The organism is Flavobacterium urumqiense, assembly GCF_900108015.1.
Taxonomy (GTDB): Bacteria; Bacteroidota; Bacteroidia; order Flavobacteriales; family Flavobacteriaceae; genus Flavobacterium; species Flavobacterium urumqiense.
Genome location: NZ_FNVP01000011.1, coordinates 15,900 through 31,172, shown reverse-complemented (window position 1 = coordinate 31,172; position 15,273 = coordinate 15,900). Strand labels below are relative to the sequence as shown.

Below are 15,273 nucleotides of genomic sequence, written 5' to 3'. Positions count from 1 at the left end.
TTTAGAGTCTCCCTTTTTGTTTTTTTTATACACATAAGTATTTTAGCACAAGAGCAAAAAGTGGCGGATAGTCTTGTGAAGATTTATCAGAAAGAGAATCTTGAAAATTCTGAAAAATTAGAATTACTTCGGAATTTATCTTTTAATGAAGTAAATAATCTCAAGTTATCCTTAAAATATGCTGAGGAACTTATTGCATTATCAAAGTTAGAAAAAAACAATTTATATCTACACAGGGGTTATTTTCAAAAAGGGAATAAACTCAGAATTATAGGAGATTTGAATAAATCTTTAGATGCTTTTTTCAAAAGTGAAGAGGCAGCAACCAAAGCAAAATATAGTATTGGCCAGGGGACTGCATATTCCTCGATTGCAGATGTATATTCGATGATGGGAAATTCTAAAAATGCCCAAATATACTACAGCAAAGCAATCAAATTATTAAGAAAAACGGATAATTCTGTTGCTTTAGCATCTACTTTATTAAACGCGGGAGATGAATATTCGAAAAATAAAAAATATGATTTAGCATTACGCTATTTTAAAGAATCAGGTGAAATTTTCAATAAAGCTAAATATTTAAGCGGTACAGCCTATAACCTGGGAAATATAGGAATGGTATATGCGGAGCAGGGAAAGGATGTCTTGGCAAAGAACTATATAAGTGAAGCCATAAAAATGCTCGAAGAATTAAAGGATTATTATGCGATTTCAGATTACCTAACCTATATGTCAGATATTTATTTAAAGCAGAATGATTGGACTACCGCACTTAATTATGCACGCAGAAGTCTGGAATTAGCCATACGATATGGATTGAAAGATCAAATCAGTAACTCAAATCTTAAACTTTCTGAACTGTATCAAAAAGCTGGGAATACTGCCGAATCTTTTAGGTATTATAAGAATCATATTGCTTACCGGGATAGTGTTACCAACCTAAAAGCAGTACAGCAAATGGCCGATTTGAGAACGGATTATGAAGTCTCCCAAAAACAGTCCGAAGTCGATTTACTAAACCAAGGAAAAAAAAACCGTCAGATTATGGCCGTTTCATCCGCTGTTTCAGCGGCACTTGTTTTTTTACTTGCTTTCGGAATGTACAGACGCTATAAATTTATAAAGAGAACTAATGTCATTATTGAAGAAGAAAAGAATAGGTCAGACAGCTTGCTGCTAAATATTCTTCCTGCGGAAACAGCTAATGAGTTAAAACAAAACGGGAAAGTACTCGCTAAAAAGTTTGAATCGGTTACCGTATTGTTTACCGATTTTGAAGGATTTACTCATTATGCAGAAAAGCTATCGCCAGAAAAATTAGTAGAAAGCGTAGATTATTATTTTTCTAAATTTGATGAAATCATGGAAAAATATGATTTAGAAAAAATCAAAACGGTAGGTGATTGCTATATGTGTGCGGGAGGATTGCCTTTTCCAATAGAAGATCATGCTTTTAAAATGATGCATGCCGCTTTTGAAATTGCCGAATTTGTTACACATTCAAAAAATAATAATCCTCTGGAGCATACTCGTTTTGAAATTCGCATCGGAATTAATTCTGGACCGGTTGTAGCTGGAGTAGTTGGAACTAAGAAATTTGCTTATGATATTTGGGGCGATACGGTCAACATTGCATCTAGAATGGAATCTAATTCAGAGCCGGGGAAAATTAATGTATCTGAAAATACTTATGAGTTAATTAAAGACGCCTTTGATTGTGATTATAGAGGAGAAATTGAAGTTAAAAATAGAGGAATGATGAAAATGTACTTCGTAAATGATAACAAGAATAAAATGATCTAACATAACTCTCTTTTACTTTTACGAACTGTGAATTTTGTAAATAAATTGAAAAACTATATAAAAGTCAGATGCTTAATATATCGTATTTTTGTAATGTATAAATTCTGTTTAGCAGTGCCTTTACTAATTTGATAGGTTGGCACAATGGCATCAAATACATAGAGGTTTTCCAACCTTCCGTCTATGACCAACGAAATGGTACACGAGTTTGATACCCATTGATTAGTTTATAAAATGGTATTTCTAAACAGAATTTTTTTATCTGAATTAAAATTAATGGAATATATAGCTCCCTGAGAAAAAAAAATTAATAAATAACATTCAGGTGACGGGCAAGAAAAACACCCATACTAAAACAAGATTGAAGAAGATAGCCACCAGTAGGTGCATCCAAGTCTATCATTTCGCCAATGCAATAATGATGCTTCATCATTTTTAATTCAAAATTTTCATCCAAGGCGCTCAATTTAACTCCCCCGGTTGTAGATATAGCTTCGTCTAATAGGGCAGAACTGGTGATTTCTATACGAAGCTTTTTGATGTTTTGTGCCAAAAGTTCCGAATTCAGATAGGTTTCTTTTGAAAGATAGGTTTTCAAAAGTCCAATTTGTGCAGAATTCATTTTAAGCTCTTTTTGTAATTTTTCGCTCGTTTTTTTTAGGTTTGATTTTTTGATTTTTTGATGCAAATCATTATGACTTAACGTTGGTTTTAAATCTAAGTATATAGTAGCCGTTTGCTTGGCACTAAGCTCCTCCCGAATTTGCGGGCTGATTGCATAAATGGCATTTCCTTCTAAACCAAAACGCGTAATAACCACTTCGCCTTTTTGACTTTTATCGCCGCAGCTAATGGCTATATTTTTAAGTGGATTTCCTTCATATAGGTCAATAAAATCATCGGGCCAGTGTACACCATAAGCACAATTAGATGCTTTAAAAGGAACGACATCTATTCCTTCTGTTTTGAATAGATCAAGCCAAGTCCCGTCAGATCCAGTTACTTTCCAGCTGCCTCCGCCCAAAGCAAAAATGGAATAATCTGATTTGACTGCTTGGTCAGTATTAAAAACAAGATCTTTGTTAGTATTCCAGCCCGTCCAAGTATGTTGATATTGAATATTAACACCACGCTTATTGAGTACATCAAGAATGGCATTAAGCACTTCGATAGGTTTGATGCCGCTTACCGGATATACCCTTTTACTACTGCCTATGTAGGTTGGGATACCCATGAGATCAATCCATTTTTGAAAATCGAGGTTGTCAAAATCGAGTAAGGCTTCTTGTAAAAAATGAGATGGAGTGTAGCGTTCTATCAATTGCGCAATTGGTTCGGAATGCGTAAGATTAAATCCGCCTTTTCCAGCCACAAGAAACTTTCTTCCAAGCGTTTTGTTTTTCTCGTAAATGGTAACATTAAATTGCTGCGGATCGAGAAATGCGGCGAGTAAAAGTGCCGCAGGTCCTCCTCCAATAATTGAGACTGATTTCTTCACCCGGCAAAAATAAGCTATGTTTAAGGATTAAACGGCTAATAGGGTTTTTTATTAGCTATTTTTCTATGATAGAATGCAAACTAATCCACTGGGATTTTGTTAATCTTATATAAAGAAAATGCAAACTTGCAATCTGAGCCAATAGTACTTTGCTTCAAAATAAATTCTCTTGACTTTGCAGATTCGTAATACAATTCCGCTACGCTATGTGATTTATTCGAGCGGGCAGGTAACTCCATAGTTTTGACTACAGGTACTCGGTTCCGTTCAACCCGAGTTTCATTGTTGGTGCTGCGCACGCAACGAAACCCTAGCTGTTGGCGGTAGTTCTTTATTGAGATAAAATATAAATCATAACTAATATAAAAGGTATGGAGTTATTTAAAATATGAAAAAAATATGAATGCCAAATATTATATTTTCGAGTGATATAGCAAAAGAATATTCCAGTGATTATTTTCTCAAAAATACTTATCAAATTAATCCATTCAAAATTTTCAAAATTTGTCAAATGCATAATTCCAAAGCATATTGACGAAATAAAAACTAAAATTTTTAAATTATTTGTAATAAAATCAATTAGTAGTGGATACCAATTTTTAAATAATAGGAATAATAATCCAATAATTATCATCATTATTACCATAGTTGCTTTTATCTTGTAATTACTAACAAAAGTTATCAATAAAATTATATGAGAAATCAAACTAATAATAAATATTAATTTTGATCTGAATTGCAAAAAACCTCTAAAAGCAAATTCTTCAATTAAAGGAATTAAGAAAATAAATGGGAAAATTTTTGAAAAAGTAAAATTAGGCAAGTCACTCGACTCTATAAATGGTTCTTTAGTGACTATTCCTTTTACAAATAAACCAAAAAAATTCAAAAATGTCAGTATTACGAATATTATAAAATCCTGTTTGAAATTACTATGAAAAACTTGATTAGGATTTTTTATAAAACATATAAAATCTTTACTTAAAAGGTTCTTAAAAATTTTGTTCATTTATCACATTATATTTTTAAAACCCTAACCAAATCTTAATTAGTGTTTTGTAAATCAGCATTTTTTTTTCTTATTGATTTCTACTATTTTTCACTTTTCTGTGGTTAGCTTGCCTATTTCTGGTGGTAGTTTGGAGGAATTACCGCCAACTAGTGTGTAGGTCTGACGTTATGCGACCTATCACCCCAAATTTGGGTAGATAGGTCTGATAATCCTCAGTCTTATTGGTTTCGCTAATATATAAAAATAATCTTATAAATGACAAGATGTAAAATTGTTTAAATCACAAAAAAACGGCGTTTAAATGAACTTTAAACGCCGTTTGATTTATATAAAATGATATTTTTATTATCGAATCGCTTTCACAAATTCTTCGATTTTTCCTGTTCCGTTTTCGGTTAAATGCTGGATGAAGGCACTACCTATAATGGCTCCTTTGGCAAATTGTGTGGCTTGGTTAAAAGTTTCTTTATTGTTGATTCCAAAACCTATTACTTGTGGATTTTTTAGATTCATGTCAGCAATGCGTTTGAAATAATCTTCTTGAATGCTTCCAAAACCGGTTTGGGACCCTGTAACGCTCGCCGAACTTACCATATAGATAAAACCATCAGATACGCTGTCAATAAAATGGATGCGCTCGTCAGAAGTTTGTGGTGTAATCAAGAATATATTTTTCAATCCGTATTTTTCAAAAGTAGCTTTGTATTCATCGGCATACACATCAACGGGAAGATCAGGAATGATTAATCCGTCGATACCAATCTCCGCACATTTCTGGCAGAAATTCTCTACTCCGTACTGCAACATCGGGTTGAAATAACCCATTATTACTAAAGGAATAGAAACTGATTTACGAATGTCCTTTAATTGGTCAAACAAAACTTGTGTTGTCATTCCGTTGTGCAAGGCTTGTGTGGAACTGGCTTGAATTGTTGGTCCATCGGCCAATGGATCGCTGAACGGCAATCCGATTTCGATCATGTCAACGCCACTTTTTTCCAAATCCTGAATGATTTGTACGGTATCGTTGCCGTTTGGATATCCTGCGGAGAAATAGATGGAAAGTATCTTTTTAGTCTCTTGTAATTTTTGATTTATTCGGTTCATTTTTATATTTTTTATTCCGTTTACAAGGTCTTTTTTGACCTTGTAGTTTTAGTTGTAGTTTACTAGTTTAAATTGCCGCACTGTAGGCCCAAGCTTTTTGGTCCGATTTTAAATGCACTTCAACGCGTTTGTAATGCAATCCTTCGTAAAGATCTGTTTGGCGAAGTTCTTGTAGTGAAATGGAATATACCATTCCGTTGATAGTGTCTTCCGGCTTATTGGTTTCCGTAATAATGGGATAGTGTACTAATCCAAATTCTTCTTCGATTTGAATTTCTTTTATTACATAACCAATTAACGTTTCGGGAGTTCCCTCAAGAATACGCCCAAAAAGATCTTTTTGTATGTCCTCATTTTGTAAGCTGCCGTAAGCAAATAATTTTTCCATAATTTCTATTTTGAAAAATGTGAATTGAACGTTATTTTAGTGCTGGGTTTTCGTTAAGGATTACTTCACTAAACTCTTATTTTTTATTGGAGTTCAGTGAACTTCGTTTGAAGTGGAAATCCTTTTTTATCTCGTTTTTTAACGAGATAAAAAAGATTGCAACGGAAAGCCTGACCGCGCTGAAACGCTAGTGAAAGCGAGGTAACGCCCCGAAATAAATACGGGATAAACCCAACTTATAATTTAAAATAATCGATGTAGGTATTCAAATCTTTGTCGCCACGACCAGAAAGGTTGATGACTACGATATCTTCTGGCTTGAATTTCATTTCGTCGAGCACAGCAAAGGCATGCGCGCTTTCAATTGCAGGAATCAGACCTTCCATTTTAGATAATTTTAAACCCCAATCCATGGCTTGCTGATCTGTGATGGAAATGAATTGTGCTCTTTTTGAAGCGAACAGATGCGCATGCATAGGACCAACTCCTGGGTAATCCAAACCTGCAGAAATGGAATATGGTTCGGTAATCTGGCCGTCAACAGATTGCATTAGCAAGGTTTTGCTGCCATGAATGACGCCAATCTTACCTAAGACGGAGGTAGCGGCACTTTCGCCCGAATCTACTCCTAATCCTGCGGCTTCAACAGCGATAATATTCACGGACGATTCATCAAGAAAATGATAGTAAGCTCCGGCAGCGTTGCTTCCGCCACCTACACAAGCGATTACGTAATCTGGATTTTCACGTCCTTCTTTTTCCAGTAATTGTTCCTTGATTTCCTTAGAAATAACACTTTGAAAACGCGCTACCATATCTGGATAAGGATGCGGTCCCACTACAGATCCTATGATATAATAGGTGTCAACGGGATTGTTGATCCAATCGCGAATGGCTTCATTAGTTGCGTCTTTTAGTGTACGAGATCCTGAAAGAGCGGGACGAACTTCAGCACCTAACATTTTCATACGAGCTACATTTGGCGCTTGACGCTTGATGTCGATTTCTCCCATATAAACGATACATTCTAATCCCATTAGCGCACAGACAGTTGCTGTAGCGACACCATGTTGTCCAGCACCTGTTTCAGCTATGATTCTGGTTTTGCCTAAACGTTTTGCCAAAAGAATTTGTCCGATAGTATTGTTGATTTTATGGGCGCCAGTGTGACACAAATCTTCTCTTTTCAGATAAACTTTAGTATTGTATTGTTGCGATAGTCGTTTTGCAAAATAAAGAGGCGTAGGGCGACCTGCGTAATCTTTTAACAAGGCATCAAATTCAGCTTGAAATTCTGGTTCAGCCGTAATTTTTAAATAATTTTGACGTAATTCTTCGACATTTGGATATAACATTTCAGGAATGTAAGCGCCTCCAAATTCTCCGTAGTAGCCTTTTTCGTTGACGTTGTAACTCATTTTGTTTAAAGTTTAAAAGTTTAAAGTTTCAAATTGTTCTGAAACTTTTTCAATATTTTTTTATCTTTTAATCCTGGCTCGATTTCAAATTTGCTATTTAAATCCAAAGCATGAATTGGTAAATTTGTTGTTAAAATTTCTTTTGTTAAATCGATTTCTTCTAAACCAATTCCGCCACTTAGGAAAAATGGCTTGTTTGAAGAATACTTTTCTAATACTTTCCAATTGAATGTGGTTCCGTTTCCGCCGGGTAATTTTCCTTTGGTATCAAAAAGAAAATAATCACAAACGGTTTCAAAGGGTTTCAATACTTCAAAATCAAAAGAATCATCAACAGAGAATACTTTTATGATTTCAATTTGAATTTGTTTTCCATTGTCATCTTTTAAAACTTGTTTCAAATCTAAACAAAATTCAACCGATTCCTGTCCGTGTAATTGAACGGCCTGCAAATCGTATTTTGCTATTTTTTCAAGAATATCCTCTTGTGTAGCGTTGACAAAAACTCCTACTTTCTTGATTGATTTTGGTAAGTCCGGAATGCTACCATTAAAATACCGCGCTGATTTCTCCCAGAATATAAATCCCATATAATCGGGTAGAAGCGAACCTACTTCGAGTATATTATCGGGATATTTCATGCCGCAGATTTTGAGTTTCATCTTTTGAATTTTAGTATATGTATTTCTCAATAATGTTACTTATTTCCTCTTTTTATTATTATTTATTCGGCAAATGGAGATACCACTAAAATAGTAGTATTTACCCCTTGGTAATTGTTTAATTGCATTGGAAAAACTTTCTTTTTGGCTAATAAATTTGTCCAATGTAGTTATGATATTTTGTGCTTTTTTTCTAATCTCATTAGTTTCTATGTTATCTTTTAAAATTGGATATATTTCACTGAAATAATATTCACGGTCATTTTTTTTAGTTTTAATTTTAAAGGATGTACTTGAACCATCAAGAAAACCAATGTTATTACAATTGACATCATCTTTACAATTTTTAATTGTTTCAATTCCGTCTTTTTCTAATTGGTTCATTAAATTTTTAACTAACTCTTCATTTATTGGATCAACAATAGATTTTTTTTTGTTTTCTATTTTCCAAAGCTTTCTCCAAGTTCTATTTAACCAAGTAATATCCCAATTGCCCTTATCTAATTCCGTATTTATAGTTCCAATGAATTTGCCATTATCATTTTCTATAAGTTCAATTGATTGGGGTAAATCGTCATAATTAATTTTATAATACCTAATTTGTTAAAATGAGGTAAAACTTACAAAAAAAAGAAATAGAAGTAATTTTTGCATACTATTATTTTATTCATTAATTAACCTGTAAATAGATTAATTTAATATTAATTTCGAAATAAATTCCGTTGCCGCTTTACCGACATTATCCGTTTTCATAAAGTTTTCTCCAATTAAAAAACCTTTATATCCGTATGGTTTTAATTCAGTAATAGCTTCAATAGATGAAATCCCGCTTTCGGAAACTTTTACAAAATCATCTGGAATTTGTGCTGCTAATTGCTTGCTGAAATCCAAACTCACTTCGAATGTTTTTAGGTTTCTGTTGTTTACACCAATCATATCCAATGTGGGCATAATTGATTTTTCCAATTCTTGCTGATTGTGAACTTCCAACAATACTTCCAATCCCAAACTTTTAGCAAATTCAGATAAAGATTTGATTTCGTCCCTCGTTAAAACTGCTGCAATAAGTAGAATTAAATCGGCTCCATGTGCTTTGGCTTCTAAGATTTGGTATTCATCAACAATGAATTCTTTTCTCAATAATGGAATGTTTACTGTGGCTCTTGCTAAAAGTAAATCGTCTAGCGAACCACCAAAATATTTTCCGTCCGTCAATACCGAAATTCCACAAGCACCAGCATTTTCGTAGCCTTTAGTTACTTCTTCCACCGTAAAACTATAATTTATTTCTGCTTTGGACGGCGAACGACGTTTGTGTTCAGCAATAATTCCTGACGTGCTGTTTTTTAAATTATCGCTCAAAGAAATAGTCTTTCTTTCAAAAAAAACAGAAGCTTCCAATTGCGAAACGGGAATGATAGATTTCTTGAGAATTACTTCTCTTTTTTTGTCAACTATAATTTTATCTAGGATGTTCATTTTTAATTAGCCCCCTAACCCCCGAAGGGGGAACTGTTGGACCTCATTGAGTTCTTTATTATACTTTTTTGTTATTTTTTAACTCTCCCTTCGGGGGTTGGGGGGCTTACATATTCTGTAATTTCTTCAAAGCTACAAGTCCTTTTCCGGATAATAAACTTTCCTTTGCTATTTGAAATCCTTCTAAAGGAGAACATTTTGTAACCGTTGCAATGGCCATGGCCGCATTGGCACAAACCACATTATTTTGGGCTTCAGTACCTTTTCCAGAAATGATATTGGTAAACATTTGAGAGGATTCGTCAATAGTAGTTCCACCTTCTATTTCGCTTTGCAGCAAAAGACGAACACCAAAATCTTCTGGATTTAGCATTCCTTCCATAGAACTAGTAATTGTTTTTGTAGGTCCTGTCAAGGAAACTTCATCATAGCCGTCAATCGAATGTAAGATGGTGAAATTCACAGCTGTATTTTGATACAGATACGCATACATTCTGGCTAATTCCAAATTGAAAACACCTACCAATTGGTTTTTGGGAAACGAAGGATTTACCATTGGTCCCAACATATTGAAGAATGTTTTTACAGCCAATTCTTTTCTAATTGGTCCTACATTTTTCATGGCTGGATGAAATAAGGGCGCATGTAAAACACAAATTCCTGCTTTATCGATACATTTCTCCAGAAAATCATTGTCATTGCTGAATTTGATTCCTAATTTCTCCATCACATTACTGGAACCCGAAATAGAAGAAACGCCGTAATTTCCGTGTTTTGCTACTTTTATTCCTGCTCCCGCAGCCACAAATGAAGCCAAGGTTGAAATATTGAAAGTGTCTTTTCCATCACCGCCTGTTCCACATAAATCGATAGTATTGTAAGCGGATAAATCCACTCGGATGCACAAGTCCAATAACGCTTCCCGAAATCCAGAAAGTTCTTCTATACTAACGCTTCGCATCATGTATACGGTAAGAAATGAAGCAATCTGACTAGTGTTATAACTCCCGTTAGAGATATTTACCAATACATTTTTTGCTTCTTCTTGCGAAAGTATTTCGTGATTAATTAATCTGTTTAATATGTTTTTCATTTTTTAGGTTGTTTTTGCCACAAAGGCTCAAAGACGCAAAATTTGGTATTGAATAATGTTAATTAAATTTAGTCGACTGATTACTGCGACTGAACACTGACTACTAAGATTTAATCCAGTTTTCTAATATCTTTTTCCCATTCGGAGTCAAAACACTTTCAGGGTGGAACTGTACACCACGAACATCATACGTTTTGTGACGCAACGACATTACTTGTCCATTTTCGTCGAATGAAGTAGCTTCCAGAACATCTGGTAAATTGGTGTCAACCACCCAAGAATGATAACGTCCTACTTCAAATTCATTTCCTAATCCTTCAAATAAAAGCTCGTCATCTACTACTGTTTTTACTATCGTTGCGACACCATGATATACTTTATCTAAATTCGAAAGTGTTCCTCCGTAAACTTCGCCAATTGCTTGTTGACCCAAACAAACACCAAAAATACTTTTGGTTGGACCATATTTTCTAATTATATCTTTCAATAATCCTGCTTCATCAGGGATACCAGGTCCGGGAGAAAGTAGTATTTTATCAAATGTAGCTATTTCATCAATATCAAATTCGTCGTTTCTGTAAACGGTTACTTCGCAATTTAAATCTTCGAGATAATGCACTAAATTATAAGTGAAACTATCGTAATTGTCTATGACTAGTATTTTTTTCATTTTTATTATTGAAAAATTGAAAGATTTAAAGATTGAAAAATTCTAACGTTTCAGCAATCTTTAAATTCTAAAATTATTGAATTTTTAAATTATTTTATATTGTTTCCGCTAAATCCAAAGCCGCATTCAAGGCTCTCAATTTATTATAGACTTCCTGCATTTCGCTTTCTTCATCGGAGCCGGCAACAATTCCTGCTCCAGCTTGAGAGTGTAAATGATGATTTTTACTTAGAAAAGTACGAATCATAATAGCGTGATTAAAATTGCCTTCAAAATCCATAAAACCAATGGCTCCACCGTAAAAACTACGGTTTGTTTTTTCGTATTCTTCAATCAGTTGCATCGCTCTGTGCTTGGGAGCGCCGCTTAATGTTCCCGCAGGAAAAGTATCGGCTACCACTTGCATCGTTGTTGCATTTTCATGTAAATGTCCCGTTACTTTAGAAACCAAGTGAATAACATGCGAGAAAAATTGAACTTCCCTATATTTTTCGACATTTACATTATGTCCGTTTCTACTCAAATCATTTCTGGCTAAATCCACCAACATTACATGCTCACTGTTCTCTTTTTTATCAATTGCTAATTCTTTGGCAAGAACGGCATCTTTTTCGTCATCGCCCGTTCTTTTGAAAGTTCCTGCTATAGGATGAATTTCAGCTTTACGATCTTTTACAATAATTTGTGCTTCTGGCGAAGAACCAAATATTTTAAAATCACCATAATCAAAAAAGAATAAATAGGGTGAAGGATTGATGCTTCGCAATGCTCTATAAACATTAAATTCATCCCCTTTAAAACCTTGGGTAAACCTTCTGGATAAAACTAATTGAAACACATCACCACGGAAACAATGTTTTTTGGCTAAAGCCACATTATGCATGAATTGGTCATCTGTCAAATTAGAAAAACCGTCTCCTTTTTTAGAGAATTTATAGGAAGCAATATTTCTTGATTGCAATAACTGCTCAATTTCCGAAATGTTGTTTCTTCCATCTAAACTATGACAAAAGATATACGCTTGATTTTTAAAATGATTGATGGCTATTATATTTTGGTAAACGGCATAATAAACATCAGGAATAGAAATACTATTGTCTTTTTTAGTAATAGTTACTGTTTCAAAATAACGAACGGCATCATAGGAAATATAGCCAAATAAACCATTATTGATAAACTTGAAATCATTTTTCTCCGATTTAAATTGACTCGAAAACTCTTGAATAACTGCTGGAATATCAGTAGTCGAATCAATTGTAATTTTCTCAAAACTTCCATCAGGGAATATTTTATGAATAATTTCATTTTCTATTTTTATAGAAGCAATCGGATTGCAACAAATGTAAGAAAAACTGTTGTCACTTCCATGATAATCACTGCTTTCCAGCAATAAGCTATTAGGAAATTTATCGCGAATTTTGAGATATACACTCACCGGAGTAATGGTATCGGCAAGTATTTGCTTATAATTTGTGTTTAGTTTAAAAGGCTTCAATTTATATATATTTTAGTATTGTGTGATAGTGATAAAATGGGCACAAAAAAAAAGGCCTGTCGTGATGACAAGCCTTTTATATTTATAGTTAGTAATACTATGGAAGCTTTGTTCACGACGTCTGACGTAAATTGTTCCACCACCAAGTATTGTTTGTAATTGTTTTCATTACTACAAAGATATAAATGTAATTTGATTATTCAAATATAAAAAACGAAAAAAACATTTGATTTAGCTCTTTTTTGTTAAATAAATTTTTTAAAAAAATAACCCCAACAATCTCTTGATGGGGTTTCATAAATTTTTTTTAAAAAAATATTAGAATTTCATTGCTACTGCTAATTCAAAATCATCAGAAATTGCTTTGTCTCCAATAGTACTAAAGATACTTGCAGAATTATATTTGATATCGTATTTTGTTCTATCCACTTTAAATGTAGTTGCAGCAGTATTTTTTGTTGTTGCAAGATCAAAAGTAATAGGGTTTGTTATTCCTTTTATTGTTAAATTACCAGTTACAGTGTAAACATTTGGAGCTTTTACCGTTACTTTTTTGAAAACTAATGTTGCTGTTGGGAATTTTTCAGTTCCAAAAAAATCTTCTGATTTCAAGTGACCGTTTAATTTTCCTTGGTATTCCCCTTTAAGGTCTGTAGAAGTTAATGAAGTCATATCAACAACAAAAGTTCCGCCTGCTAATTTTTTTCCTTTAAAAACTAATGTACCTGATTTAAGGTCAACAGTTCCATTATGTTGTCCTGTTACTTTTTTTCCAATCCAATTTATTGAACTGTTTGCAGCATCTACTTTTTTCGTTTGAGCTGTTACTGATAAAGTTGATAAAACTACCACTAATGCTAATGCAATTGATTTTAAATTTTTCATTTTTTTTATTTTGATAATGGATTAATATTTGATTTTGAATTAGTAATTATAATGTAATAAATAAGTCTTCGTTCGATTTTCTAACTTTTTTGTAATGTTGTGTAGCATCTTCTGCATGCCTGTAACCTAAAGTTGCTATTAGACAAGCATTAAGACCTAATTCGTCTAATCCTAAAATTTCATTAACTTGAGCGGGAAGAAAACCTTCCATCGGAGTAACGTCAATTTTCAGTTCGGCGGCTGCATTCATCAAGTTCCCCAAAGCTAAGTAGGTTTGTTTAGCTGTCCAAATATTTTTTTCTTCTGCAGGCAATGTTGAAATTTTAGATTTCATAAAGTCACCATAACCAGACAATGCTTCAACAGGTGTGTTTCTTGTTTCACTTACGTTTTTCAAAAAACTGTCAATTGCTTCATCACCAATGTTAGTTTCATTTGCAAAAATAATTAGGTGAGAAGCCTCAACAATTTGAGATTGTCCCCAAGCCGCTGGCTGCAATTGCGCTCTTAATTCTGGATTTTCAACAATAATAATTTTATAAGGCTGTAAACCGTAGGAAGAGGTACTTAAACGAATTGCTTCTTTTAATACAGTTAAATCTTCAGTTGTTATTTTTTTTGTTGTATCGAATTTTTTGGTGGCGTAACGCCAGTTTTGGTGTTCTAAAAATGTACTCATAATGATCGTTATTTATTTCTGTATTTTTCTAATAAACTATTTAATTGTTCAGCTTCTTGTGAACTCAAATTGTTAGAAAAAAATTCTTCGTGTTCAATTACTTTAGGATCTAATTCGTTGAGAACATCTAAGCCTTTTTGTGTAATTAAAACTTCAATTTTTCTTCTGTTTTCAGGGCAAACATTTCTGGTAACAAGATTTTTTAGTAATAATTTATCTACCAATCGAGTAGTATTACTCGTTCTTGCCAACATACGTTCTTGAATAACAAACATATTTGCAGGACTGCCTTTCTGACCTCTCAATATTCGTAAAACATTATATTGTTCGCCAGATATATCATACGGTTTCAGTATATCATTAAAATTATCAATAATTACATTTTGTGTATACAAAACATTCAAAATAATTTTTTTTGAAATGTCCAATGCAATCGTACTTTTTATTTCATCTTCAATTTTCATGCCTTTACGTATCTCATTTGTCGATACAAATGTAACATGTTTTTTATTTGTATATACAAATGTTATATGTTTTAACAAAAAAATAACTTTGTAAAACTGTAAAGTATTTAAATTTTCAGGCTTTAAATCTGTAAATCAGCTCCTTGACTGTTAGTTACAAATATAAAATTAGATTTATTTTTGAGATTCCAGTATTCAGGTTACAAAGTACGAATCTGTTCATATAACAAAAGTCATAATAGATATCGTAAATATTTTGGAAGTAAAAACAGGGATTTTAAATTCAAAAAAAATAGTACTTCTAAATAAGTGAATTTTTTCAGAATGTTGAGACGAAAATGCGGCTAAATAAAGCGGGTAAAACCGTCTACTTTTTATTAACTAAGGAATTGATTCCATAATAAAATGCAACATCTTCTTAAAAAATAGTAATTTCATATTAATTAAAAATGCAAAATAATTAAAGAGGTTTATTTCTATTTTAATAATACTGCTGAGGTAGTCAATGCGATGAAATTGACACAGTTTTTTAGTTCATTTCTTATCTAAAAACATTTGTTGCCAAAGTAATTTCTATTGTGAAGTGCAGTACTATTTTCGGCATTAAATTTTCCTTGAGA

At 33.1% G+C, this 15,273-nt stretch carries 15 protein-coding genes; 1 reads left to right on the top strand and 14 read right to left on the bottom strand.

Annotated features, from left to right (window positions below; all coding sequences use genetic code 11):
- Nucleotides 1-60: 60 nt before the first annotated feature.
- The gene (locus tag C4S35_RS12605; RefSeq protein WP_244175277.1) at nt 61-1,803 is read left to right on the top strand and encodes an adenylate/guanylate cyclase domain-containing protein; all 1,743 of its coding nucleotides are present in this window, start codon (nt 61-63) and stop codon (nt 1,801-1,803) included.
- A 307-nt stretch (nt 1,804-2,110) separates the two neighbouring features.
- Here C4S35_RS12605 and C4S35_RS12600 read toward each other — a convergent pair whose 3' ends face one another.
- From C4S35_RS12600 to C4S35_RS12535, 14 genes are all read right to left on the bottom strand, one after another.
- On the bottom strand, nt 2,111-3,301 hold the full coding sequence (locus tag C4S35_RS12600) for a BaiN/RdsA family NAD(P)/FAD-dependent oxidoreductase (protein WP_104000516.1): 1,191 nt from the start codon (nt 3,299-3,301) through the stop codon (nt 2,111-2,113).
- 331 nt (nt 3,302-3,632) lie between these two features.
- The gene (locus C4S35_RS12595) at nt 3,633-4,310 is read right to left on the bottom strand and encodes a M949_0222 family glutamic-type intramembrane endopeptidase (RefSeq protein WP_104000515.1); all 678 of its coding nucleotides are present in this window, start codon (nt 4,308-4,310) and stop codon (nt 3,633-3,635) included.
- A 348-nt stretch (nt 4,311-4,658) separates the two neighbouring features.
- Nucleotides 4,659-5,420, bottom strand: coding sequence for a tryptophan synthase subunit alpha (gene trpA, locus C4S35_RS12590; RefSeq protein ID WP_104000514.1), 762 nt, complete (start codon nt 5,418-5,420; stop codon nt 4,659-4,661).
- 67 nt (nt 5,421-5,487) lie between these two features.
- Nucleotides 5,488-5,808, bottom strand: coding sequence for a gamma-glutamylcyclotransferase family protein (locus tag C4S35_RS12585; protein WP_104000513.1), 321 nt, complete (start codon nt 5,806-5,808; stop codon nt 5,488-5,490).
- Nucleotides 5,809-6,044: 236 nt separating this feature from the next.
- On the bottom strand, nt 6,045-7,226 hold the full coding sequence (gene trpB / locus C4S35_RS12580; protein ID WP_104000512.1) for a tryptophan synthase subunit beta: 1,182 nt from the start codon (nt 7,224-7,226) through the stop codon (nt 6,045-6,047).
- A gap of 20 nt (nt 7,227-7,246) precedes the next feature.
- A complete protein-coding gene (locus C4S35_RS12575; protein ID WP_104000511.1) occupies nt 7,247-7,888 on the bottom strand; it encodes a phosphoribosylanthranilate isomerase in 642 nt (213 codons plus the stop codon).
- Between the two features lie 39 nt (nt 7,889-7,927).
- A complete protein-coding gene (locus C4S35_RS12570) occupies nt 7,928-8,272 on the bottom strand; it encodes a hypothetical protein (RefSeq protein WP_104000510.1) in 345 nt (114 codons plus the stop codon).
- Nucleotides 8,273-8,578: 306 nt separating this feature from the next.
- On the bottom strand, nt 8,579-9,367 hold the full coding sequence (gene trpC / locus C4S35_RS12565) for an indole-3-glycerol phosphate synthase TrpC (protein ID WP_104000509.1): 789 nt from the start codon (nt 9,365-9,367) through the stop codon (nt 8,579-8,581).
- A gap of 106 nt (nt 9,368-9,473) precedes the next feature.
- A complete protein-coding gene (gene trpD / locus C4S35_RS12560; protein ID WP_104000508.1) occupies nt 9,474-10,460 on the bottom strand; it encodes an anthranilate phosphoribosyltransferase in 987 nt (328 codons plus the stop codon).
- Between the two features lie 103 nt (nt 10,461-10,563).
- The gene (locus tag C4S35_RS12555; RefSeq protein ID WP_104000507.1) at nt 10,564-11,130 is read right to left on the bottom strand and encodes an anthranilate synthase component II; all 567 of its coding nucleotides are present in this window, start codon (nt 11,128-11,130) and stop codon (nt 10,564-10,566) included.
- 94 nt (nt 11,131-11,224) lie between these two features.
- A complete protein-coding gene (locus C4S35_RS12550) occupies nt 11,225-12,625 on the bottom strand; it encodes an anthranilate synthase component I family protein (RefSeq protein WP_104000506.1) in 1,401 nt (466 codons plus the stop codon).
- Nucleotides 12,626-12,943: 318 nt separating this feature from the next.
- Complete coding sequence (locus C4S35_RS12545; protein WP_104000505.1) at nt 12,944-13,510, bottom strand: YceI family protein; 567 nt, start codon at nt 13,508-13,510, stop codon at nt 12,944-12,946.
- A 46-nt stretch (nt 13,511-13,556) separates the two neighbouring features.
- The gene (locus C4S35_RS12540; protein ID WP_104000504.1) at nt 13,557-14,189 is read right to left on the bottom strand and encodes an NAD(P)H-dependent oxidoreductase; all 633 of its coding nucleotides are present in this window, start codon (nt 14,187-14,189) and stop codon (nt 13,557-13,559) included.
- An 8-nt stretch (nt 14,190-14,197) separates the two neighbouring features.
- Nucleotides 14,198-14,653 carry a MarR family winged helix-turn-helix transcriptional regulator gene (locus C4S35_RS12535; RefSeq protein ID WP_104000503.1) on the bottom strand — a complete coding sequence of 152 codons (456 nt, stop codon included), beginning with the start codon at nt 14,651-14,653 and terminating at the stop codon, nt 14,198-14,200.
- Nucleotides 14,654-15,273: the final 620 nt, after the last annotated feature.

Coding starts and splice junctions, on each gene's coding strand:
- C4S35_RS12595 (WP_104000515.1), bottom strand. CDS start 4,310: ATGAACAAAATTTTTAAGAACCTTTTAAGTAAAGATTTTATATGTTTT.
- trpA (WP_104000514.1), bottom strand. CDS start 5,420: ATGAACCGAATAAATCAAAAATTACAAGAGACTAAAAAGATACTTTCC.
- C4S35_RS12585 (WP_104000513.1), bottom strand. CDS start 5,808: ATGGAAAAATTATTTGCTTACGGCAGCTTACAAAATGAGGACATACAA.
- trpB (WP_104000512.1), bottom strand. CDS start 7,226: ATGAGTTACAACGTCAACGAAAAAGGCTACTACGGAGAATTTGGAGGC.
- C4S35_RS12575 (WP_104000511.1), bottom strand. CDS start 7,888: ATGAAACTCAAAATCTGCGGCATGAAATATCCCGATAATATACTCGAA.
- C4S35_RS12570 (WP_104000510.1), bottom strand. CDS start 8,272: ATGAACCAATTAGAAAAAGACGGAATTGAAACAATTAAAAATTGTAAA.
- trpC (WP_104000509.1), bottom strand. CDS start 9,367: ATGAACATCCTAGATAAAATTATAGTTGACAAAAAAAGAGAAGTAATT.
- trpD (WP_104000508.1), bottom strand. CDS start 10,460: ATGAAAAACATATTAAACAGATTAATTAATCACGAAATACTTTCGCAA.
- C4S35_RS12555 (WP_104000507.1), bottom strand. CDS start 11,130: ATGAAAAAAATACTAGTCATAGACAATTACGATAGTTTCACTTATAAT.
- C4S35_RS12545 (WP_104000505.1), bottom strand. CDS start 13,510: ATGAAAAATTTAAAATCAATTGCATTAGCATTAGTGGTAGTTTTATCA.
- C4S35_RS12540 (WP_104000504.1), bottom strand. CDS start 14,189: ATGAGTACATTTTTAGAACACCAAAACTGGCGTTACGCCACCAAAAAA.
- C4S35_RS12535 (WP_104000503.1), bottom strand. CDS start 14,653: ATGAAAATTGAAGATGAAATAAAAAGTACGATTGCATTGGACATTTCA.